Source organism: Streptomyces sp. WAC05292, from assembly GCF_003949955.1.
In the GTDB taxonomy this organism is placed as follows: Bacteria; Actinomycetota; Actinomycetes; order Streptomycetales; family Streptomycetaceae; genus Streptomyces; species Streptomyces globosus.
Window position 1 is genome coordinate 26,314 of sequence record NZ_RPSE01000027.1, and the last position, 8,427, is coordinate 34,740.

The following is an 8,427-nucleotide window of genomic DNA, read 5'->3' on the forward strand; positions in this document are numbered from 1 at the left end:
CGCGGCCGTGCGTCCGTCAGGCCTCGGGGAGTTCGTTGACGGCGCCGAAGGGGACGTGGACGCTCGGTGTGCCGGCGGCCGTTCCGCTGAGGTGGGTGACCTGGTCGTCGAAGAAGATGTGCGGGCGCAGGGCGGCGATGACGCCCGACTTGTCGATCCCGCCCAGGAAGAACGCCTCGTTCACCCGCACCCCCCAGTCCTTCAGACTGCGCACGGCCCGCTCGTGGGTGGGCGCGTTCCGCGCGGTGACCAGGGAGACGTGGACGCGCGGCCGGTAGCCGGGGTCGGCGCGTCGGACCTCTTCCTCGCGCTGCTGGATGCGGTTGACGCCGGCGAGGAAGTTCCTCAGCGGGCCGGGGTCGAGCGGGTTGGCGGCGTTGCTCACCTCGTGGGCGCGGAAGCCGTCGAGGCCGCCGCTGCGGAAGACGCGCTCGGAGCTGTCGTCGGCGAGGACCCCGTCGAAGTCGAACGCGATGCGCAGCTCGGGGTCGTCGGCGGCGTCGGCCCCGCCCGCGCCGGCCGAGGCGAGGACGTGTCCGGCGGGCAGGCCGGCGGCGACCGCGCCGCGGACGTCCTGCCCGTTGGCGGAGAGGAACAGCGACATGTTCAGGGCCGGCATGAAGGCGTGCGCGGGGCGGCCCTGCCGGAAGACGGCGCGGGTGATCGGCAGGCCGTGGGCCTGGACGGAGCGCATGACGCGCAGCCCGGTGTCCGGGTCGTTGCGGGAGAGGACGATGACCTCGACGAGGGGGTCCTCGGGGCTGTCGGCCAGGTCGTTGAGGGCGAGGAGGCGGCGGACGAAGGGGAAGGCGACGCCCTTGCCGAGAGTCCGGTCGAGGTGCTCCTCCTGGTGCCTGCGGTAGGCCTCCTCGCCGTCCTGCCGGAAGACCGCGTCGGACTCGGCCAGGTCGAACAGGGCGCTGGAGGCGATCCCGACCACCAGGCGCCGGGACAGGTCGTACTTCAATGACGCCCCCTTTCGCACGTGCGTGCCAGTCTCGCAGGTGTCGGCGGCGGGGCGAAAACCGCGGGCGGGCCTCGCGCACGGGTCCGTAGGCTCGGCTGCGTGAACCGCCGATCCGGTCCCGTCCGGCCCCGCCCGTCCCTCGTCCTGCCGATGCCCCGCACCTCGACCGCCGAGCTCCTCGGCCGGGCCGCGGCGCGGCGCGGCTTCGACGTCCTCGCGCGGCCCGAGCGGCCGCCGTCGGGAGGTCCGGTGCACTGGTACGGCGGCCCCCTCGCGGCCGACCGGGTCGCCGCGGGGCTGGGCCTCGGGCTGCTGGAGCCGGCGGACGGCTGGCCGGCCGGGCTGCCGTACGCGCTGCTGCGGCGGCGGGTCCGGCTGACGACGCTCGCGGAGGCCCGCACGCTGCCCGGGCCGTGCTTCGTCAAGCCGCCGTCGGCGAAGATCGGCGCGCTGCCGGCGGCGGTGTACGGGGCCGCGGGCGGCGGCGGTGTACGGCTCCCCGGGCCGGAGGTCCTGGACGGGGCGACGCCCGTGCTCGTCAGCTCGGTCGTGGAGTTCGCCGCGGAGTACCGGCTGTTCGTCCTCGACGGGGAGGTGGCGGCGGGCAGCCGGTACGCCGTGTACGGGCGCCTGGACCCGGAGGCGCTGGACGCCGGGGCCCGCGCGTTCGGCCGGGAGGTGCTGGAGGAGGCGGCGGAGACGCTGCCGAGTGCGGTGTGCGTGGACGTGGGCCGGCTCACCGACGGCACGTGGGCGGTGGTGGAGGCCAACATGCCCTGGTTCGCGCACTGCTACGCGGCCGAAACGGAGCGGGTGCTGGACGTGGTGCTGCGTGCGGCCGGGCCGCGGGAGCGTGTAAGCGGCCGGGACGTGCGGTTCCTGCGTGCCGCGGCGTGACTGCGCGGGCGGGCGCGGCGGCCGGGGCGGCGCGGCGGCCGACGGGGGGTGCGGCAGCCGGGCCGGTCCGCGCGGTTTCCCGCCAACCCTTCCGGTTCCGCGGACCGTTGCCGGGACGCAGGCCTATGTTCTGGGGCGTATGCCGGTTCGCCCCAGGAGGTCTGATTGCCGTCCGGACGCACCCGTGCCCTCGACCGGCTGCGCGCGCTGCGCCGGTCCTCCCTGCTGATCGCCTTCGCCCTCGGTTCGCTGCTGGTGGGCCTGACGCCCCTGTTCGGGGCGGCCAGTCCGGCACCGGGTGCGCCCGCGCGTCGGCCCGCGCCGGTGCCGTTCGAGCAGCAGACGGCGATGCAGGCCCCGCACCACCCGGTGGTCCCGGCGAACGCCCTGGAGCCGGCGGCGCCCGTCCTGGACCGGACCGGGTGGACGGCCGCGGCGAGCGACGAGGAGACGGCCGGGGAGAACGGCCGCGCGGCCAACGTCCTCGACGGCAACGCCGCGACGATCTGGCACAGCAGGTGGTCCGGCACCCCCGCACCGCTGCCGCACGGCATCACCGTCGACATGCACCGCACGGCGGTGGTCTCGGGGCTGGTGTACCGGCCGCGCGGCGACGGCGGCAACGGCCGCGTCGGCGAGTACGCGGTGAGCCTGAGCGCCGACGGCCGGGACTGGGGCAGCCCGGTCGCCACCGGAACCCTGGCGGACGACGGCGGTGCGAAGACGCTGGGCTTCGCCCCGCAGGGCGCCCGCTTCGTGCGGTTGACGGCGCTGACCGAGGCGGGCGGCCGCGGCCCGTGGACGTCGGCGGCCGAGATCGACCTGCTGGGCGACCCCGGCACCCCCGCCGCGACCGTCGACCTGCCGCGCACCGGGTGGACGGCCGCGGCGAGCGACGAGGAGACCGCCGGGGAGAACGGCCGCGCGGCCAACGTCCTCGACGGCGAGGCGTCCACGATCTGGCACAGCAGGTGGTCCGGCACCCCCGCGCCCCTGCCGCACAGCATCACCGTCGACATGCACCGCACGGCCGATGTCTCCGCGCTCGTCTACCAGCCGCGGCAGGACTACGGCAACGGCCGGGCCGGCGCGTACACCGTCACCACCAGCACCGACGGCAGCTCCTTCGGCGCGCCGGTGGCGGCCGGGACCTGGCGGGACGACGACACCGTCAAGACGGCCACCTTCACCCGCACCGCGAGCGCCCGCTTCGTGCGACTGACCGTGACGGCCGAGGCCGGGGCGCGGGGGCCGTGGACGTCCGCGGCGGAGATCCGCCTGAGCGGTCCCGCGAACCCGGCCGCGCACGGTTCCTGGGGGCGCATCACGGGCTTCCCGCTGGTGCCGGTGGCCACGGCCGCGCTGCCCGGCGACAAGCTGCTGGCCTGGTCGGCGTACGCGGTGGACCGCTTCGGCGGCAGCAACGGCTACACGCAGACGGCGATCCTGGACCTGAAGACGGGCAGGGTCACCCAGCGCCGCATCGACAACACCGGCCACGACATGTTCTGCCCGGGCATAGCGATGCTCGGCGACGGCCGGGTCCTGGTCACCGGCGGCAGCAACGCGGAGAAGGCGAGCATCTACGACCCGGAGACGGACGAGTGGTCTGCGACCACCAGCATGAACATCGCCCGCGGCTACCAGGCCATGACCCTGCTGTCCACGGGTGAGGCGTTCGTGCTGGGCGGCTCCTGGAGCGGGGGCGGCGGCGACAGGGCGGGCGAGGTGTGGTCCCCGGACACCCGTACGTGGCGCAGGCTGCCGGGAGTGCCGGCGACGGCGGCGCTGACGGCCGACCCGGCGGGTCCGTACCGCGCGGACAACCACATGTGGCTGCACGCCACGTCGGGCGGGCGGGTGCTCCAGCTGGGTCCGAGCCGGCAGATGAACTGGATCTCGACCGCGGGGAACGGGAGCCTGACCCCGGCCGGCACCCGCGCCGACAGCCCGGACGCGATGAACGGCAACGCCGTCACCTACGACGTCGGCAGGCTGCTGACGCTGGGCGGGGCCACGGCGTACGAGAACGCGCCGGCGACGCGGCGGGCGTACACGGTCGGCTTCGACGGCGGCGGCCGGGTGGAGGCCGCCCGCACCGGCGACATGGGCCACGCCCGCGCGTTCGGCAACAGCGTGGTCCTGCCGGACGGGAAGGTCGCGGTGTTCGGCGGGCAGGCCCGCCCCGTGCCGTTCAGCGACGCGACGTCCGTGCTGACGCCCGAGCTGTGGGATCCGGCGACCGGCACGTTCACGCCGCTGGCCTCGATGGCGATCCCGCGCAACTACCACAGCGTGGCGAACCTGCTGCCGGACGGGCGGGTGTTCTCGGGCGGCGGCGGGCTGTGCGGCGAGTGCGCGACGAACCACCCCGACGGGGCGGTGTTCACGCCGCCGTACCTGCTGAACGCGGACGGGACGCCGAAGGCGCGACCGGCGATCACCGGCGGGGTGCCCGCGCGGGTCGCGGCGGGGGCCTCGCTCACGGTGGCCACGGAGGGCTCGGTGGCGTCGTTCGTCCTGATGCGGGCGGCGGCCGCGACGCACTCCACGGACAACGACCAGCGGCGGGTGCCGCTGGTGTCGGCGCCCGCGGGAGCGGGCTCGCACACGGTGTCCGTGCCGGCCGACAAGGGGGTGGTCCTGCCGGGCATCTACCTGCTGTTCGCCCTCGACGCGCAGGGCGTCCCGAGCACGGCGAGGTTCGTGACCGTCCACTGAACCGGCGGCGGGTCACGGGCGGCGGTGGCGGTCAGGCCGTCGAGCTCGTCGAGGGTGACGCCGTCTGCGGCGGCGTAGGCGGCCTTGACGGCGGCGAGGCGGGCGGCCTGGTCGGCGACGGTGGAGTTGATCTCGCCGGAGCCGGTGTAGCGGTCGTAGGAGGCGACGAGCTCGGAGAGCGGGCCGTCCTGGCCGCCGAGGGCGGCGAGGACGTGGAGGGCGGCGAGCATGCCGGTGTCGGCGTTCCAGAAGTCCTTGAAGTAGTAGTGCGCCGAGTGCTCGCCGCCGAAGATGGCGCCGGAGCGGGCCATCTCCTCCTTGATGAAGGAGTGGCCGACGCGGGTGCGGACGGGGGTTCCGCCGTTCTCGCGGACGACCTCGGGGACGGACCAGGAGGTGATCAGGTTGTGGATCACGGTGCCGGTGCCGCCGTTGCGGGCGAGTTCGCGGGCGGCGACGAGGGCGGTGACGGCGGAGGGCGAGACGCCCTCGCCGCGCTCGTCGACGACGAAGCAGCGGTCGGCGTCCCCGTCGAAGGCCAGGCCGAGGTCGGCGCCCTCGGCCTTCACGCGGGCCTGGAGGTCGACGATGTTCTTCGGGTCGAGGGGGTTGGCCTCGTGGTTCGGGAAGGTGCCGTCGAGCTCGAAGTACATCGGGACGAGCTCCAGCGGCAGCCCGTCGAAGACGGTCGGGACGGTGTGGCCGCCCATGCCGTTGCCGGCGTCGACGACGACCTTCAGGGGGCGGATGCGGGTGAGGTCCACCAGGGACTTCAGGTGCTCGGCGTAGCCGACGAGGGTGTCCTGTGCGGTGACGGTGCCGGGGGTGGTGCCCTCGGGTGCGGCGGGCAGGCCGTGCTCGGACCACTTCTCGGCGAGCGCGCGGATGTCGGCGAGGCCGGTGTCCTGGCCGACGGGGGCGGCGCCGGCGCGGCACAGCTTGATGCCGTTGTAGCGGGCCGGGTTGTGGGAGGCGGTGAACATGGCGCCGGGCAGGTCGAGCTTGCCGGAGGCGTAGTACAGCTGGTCGGTGGAGCACAGGCCGATCAGGGTGACGTCGGTGCCGCGGGCGGCGGCGCCGCGCGCGAAGGCCGCCGACAGGCCGGGCGAGGAGGGCCGCATGTCGTGGCCGACGACGATCGCGGTGGCGCCGGTGACCTCGACGAAGGCGGCACCGAACAGCTCGGCCAGCGCCTCGTCCCACTCGTCCGGCACGACGCCCCGTACGTCGTACGCCTTGACGATGTTCGAAAGATCTGCGGCCACTGCCTGCCCTCCTGAAGCTCCTGTGCGGTGGAGCCAACCTACCGTGCGGTTCGGCCGGGCCTTCAGGGGTCCGTGCCGGTCAGGAGTCCGGGGACCGCAGCACCCGCAGGTGCCCGCGCCGCGTCTCGCCGGCCGACCGGGAGCCGCCCTTGGCCGGTCCGCCGCCGCCCTCGGCCGCCCGGTCGTGCGGGCGGGCCGCCTCGCGCACGGCGTTGGCCAGGGCCTCCAGGTCGTCGCCGCTCGGGCGGGAGGGCGCCGACCCGTCGGTCAGGCGCACGACGTCCCAGCCGCGGGGGGCGGTCAGGCGCTCGGAGTGCTCGGCGCACAGGTCGTAGCAGTGGGGTTCGGCGTATGTGGCGAGCGGGCCGAGAACTGCGGTCGAATCGGCGTAGACGTACGTCAGTGTCGCGACGGCAGGGCGGCCGCACGCGGTGCGAGAACAGCGACGTACAAGGCTCACGACGTTGGACGGTACCGCACTCTTGACCGGGCCGCGACGACTCTCCCGCAGGTCACTCCCCCGTGTCGTTCCCCGGGCGGGGCCCGGCGGGGTCGGAAACGCCCCGGTGGGGGGCCCTTTGCGGGCTACGCTCGGGGGGTGACCGACAGCCCTGTGCCACCCAGCGAGCCCCGCCCCGCCGACCTGCCCGCCGAGCCGCGGCCGCGCCGCCGCGACCGGCACGGGCGGGGCATGCGCGGGCCGGTGGCCCCGCCGCAGGTGCCGCTGGCGGCCAGCCGGGCGGAGCTCTTCGGCGACCTGGTGCGCGAGTCCGTCGACCGGCTGGAGCGGCGCTGGCCGCAGCTGGCGGACGTGGAGTTCGTCGTCGCGGACGTGCCCGGGCCGCCGGGCGGCCCGGAGACCGGCTGGAACGACGAGGCGGTGCCGCTCGGGGCGCTCGCGGAGTCGCCGGGGACGGGCCGGCCGCCGCGGATCATCGTCTTCCGGCGGCCCGTGGAGATCCGGTCGAAGACCCGCGACGAGCGGGCACTGCTGGTGCACGAGATCGTGGTGGAGCAGGTCGCGGAGCTGCTGGGGCTGACCCCGGAGACGGTGGACCCCCGCTACGGCCAGGACTGACCGCCGCGCCGGCCCGCTCAGCGGGTCAGGACGGACAGGTCCTGTCGCGCCTGCGGCACCGCTACCGTGCCCCGGTCGTCGGACAGCGCCTGGACCGTGAACATGGGGATGCCCTCGTGCGGCAGCGTCAGCGTGCGCGACGCGTACACCGGGCCGCCGGAGAGCGTCTCCACCGTGAGGGCGTACGCGCCCTTCAGCCCGGCCGGCGCCGGGGAGGGCAGCGCCTGCGTGGTGCCCGCCCGGACGGTGGCCTCCTGCACGGCCGGCTCGCCGCCCTCGGTCCCCGGCGACGCCGTGACCCTGACCTTGGCGTCGGCTCCCACCGCCGTCAGCGACAGCACGCCCGCCCCGTCCCCGGCCCGGTTGTCCGCGGCGGTGGCCCGCGCCCCCACCGGCGCGGCCGCCGGGACGAACGCCAGCTCCTGCTTCGCGCCGCTGCCGCGGACCACGCGCAGCGCCGCCACCACCGGTACGGGCTTGCCGTCCTCGGCGGGGGCCAGCAGCAGCGACCCCGGCTCGCCGCGGGTGAGGTCCTTCAGGTCGGCGCTCGCGGCCATGCCGGCCTTGACGTGCAGCCGCTCGCTGCCGGCCGGGCTGATCGAGCCGTTCGGGCCGGCCAGCCGCAGGGCCAGGTCGGCGTCCTCCTCGCCGGGCGCGAACACGACGAGCTTCACGGAGGCGGCGTCCGCCGGGATCCCGGGCAGCACCAGCGACGGCGCCGGGTCGGCGGAGGCGGGCAGCCAGTCCGCGCCGACGCCCTCCTCGCCGGCCTGGACGGACGCTCCGACGCGGCCGGCGCGGGTGGTCACCCGGGCCGCGGCGTCCGCGAGCTGCGCGCCGGGGGCGAGGGTGGCCAGCGAGACCGCCTTGGTGGAGCGGGGGTCGATGCGGATGTTCTCGTTGGTGCCGGCGTCCGCCTTGACGGGGCCGTCGGGGCCGAACAGCTTGATGTCGACCACGGCCGCGGTGTCGTCCGGGTTGGTCAGGTGCACGTAGTCCTCGCGGCCCTTGGCCGTGCTCACCCCCGGGAACCAGAAGTCGGTGCCGGGCGCGGTGCAGGCGGCGCCGAGCAGCCCGCGCGCCCGCCCGACGGCCACCTTCGTCGTCTGCTGCGCCGTCCAGCCGGGGGCGAGGACGCCGTCGGCGGCGCCGGCCAGCGCCGGCGCCTCGGCCCCGGAGGCGCTCGCCCCGGCCGGCCTGCCGGGCTCTTTGAGCTCCAGGACCGGCTTGGCCTCCTTGGTGGCGCCGAGCAGGCGGGCGGTGCCCCGGCCGGAGGCGCCGGGCGCGGCGGGCGTGATCGCCGTGTACGCGGTCTCGGCGATGTCCGAGGAGCTGGGCGCCGGGCACACCAGGACGGAGCGCTCCACCGGCATCCGGGCCGCCGCGGCCGCCGGGGCGCCGTCGGCGGGGGCGGCGGGCGCGAGGAGGTGGGCGGCGCCGGCGAGGGCTGCGAGGGCCGCGGCGGCGGCCGCCGGCGTCAGGGGGGCGCGGTGCTTCAC

The 8,427-nt window shown here is 76.0% G+C and carries 7 protein-coding genes; 3 read left to right on the top strand and 4 right to left on the bottom strand.

Annotated features, from left to right (window positions below):
- Positions 1-16: 16 nt before the first annotated feature.
- Entirely contained in the window at positions 17-967 is a 951-nt protein-coding gene (locus EF903_RS05775; RefSeq protein ID WP_125541552.1) for a 5'-nucleotidase, read from the bottom strand.
- Positions 968-1,117: 150 nt separating this feature from the next.
- Between EF903_RS05775 and EF903_RS05780 the strand changes: the two genes are divergently transcribed.
- Positions 1,118-1,864, top strand: coding sequence for an ATP-grasp domain-containing protein (locus EF903_RS05780; protein ID WP_125541562.1), 747 nt, complete (start codon positions 1,118-1,120; stop codon positions 1,862-1,864).
- A 165-nt stretch (positions 1,865-2,029) separates the two neighbouring features.
- Positions 2,030-4,585 (top strand): discoidin domain-containing protein, encoded by a 2,556-nt coding sequence (locus EF903_RS05785; RefSeq protein WP_260614859.1) that lies wholly within the window; start codon positions 2,030-2,032, stop codon positions 4,583-4,585.
- Here EF903_RS05785 and EF903_RS05790 read toward each other — a convergent pair.
- A complete protein-coding gene (locus EF903_RS05790; RefSeq protein WP_260614860.1) occupies positions 4,519-5,850 on the bottom strand; it encodes a phosphomannomutase/phosphoglucomutase in 1,332 nt (443 codons plus the stop codon). The genes EF903_RS05785 and EF903_RS05790 overlap by 67 nt on opposite strands.
- A gap of 79 nt (positions 5,851-5,929) precedes the next feature.
- On the bottom strand, positions 5,930-6,310 hold the full coding sequence (locus EF903_RS05795) for a DUF3499 domain-containing protein (RefSeq protein ID WP_185902537.1): 381 nt from the start codon (positions 6,308-6,310) through the stop codon (positions 5,930-5,932).
- A 138-nt stretch (positions 6,311-6,448) separates the two neighbouring features.
- Here EF903_RS05795 and EF903_RS05800 point away from each other — a divergent pair, with 138 nt between their 5' ends.
- On the top strand, positions 6,449-6,928 hold the full coding sequence (locus EF903_RS05800) for a metallopeptidase family protein (protein WP_390335827.1): 480 nt from the start codon (positions 6,449-6,451) through the stop codon (positions 6,926-6,928).
- A 17-nt stretch (positions 6,929-6,945) separates the two neighbouring features.
- On the opposite strand, the gene EF903_RS05805 is transcribed toward EF903_RS05800, so the two are convergent.
- Positions 6,946-8,427 carry a DUF5719 family protein gene (locus EF903_RS05805; protein WP_125541553.1) on the bottom strand — a complete coding sequence of 494 codons (1,482 nt, stop codon included), beginning with the start codon at positions 8,425-8,427 and terminating at the stop codon, positions 6,946-6,948.

Bases quoted from the DNA above. Each gene is read 5' to 3' on its own strand.
- EF903_RS05780 (WP_125541562.1), top strand. From the start codon at position 1,118: ATGCCCCGCACCTCGACCGCCGAGCTCCTCGGCCGGGCCGCGGCGCGG.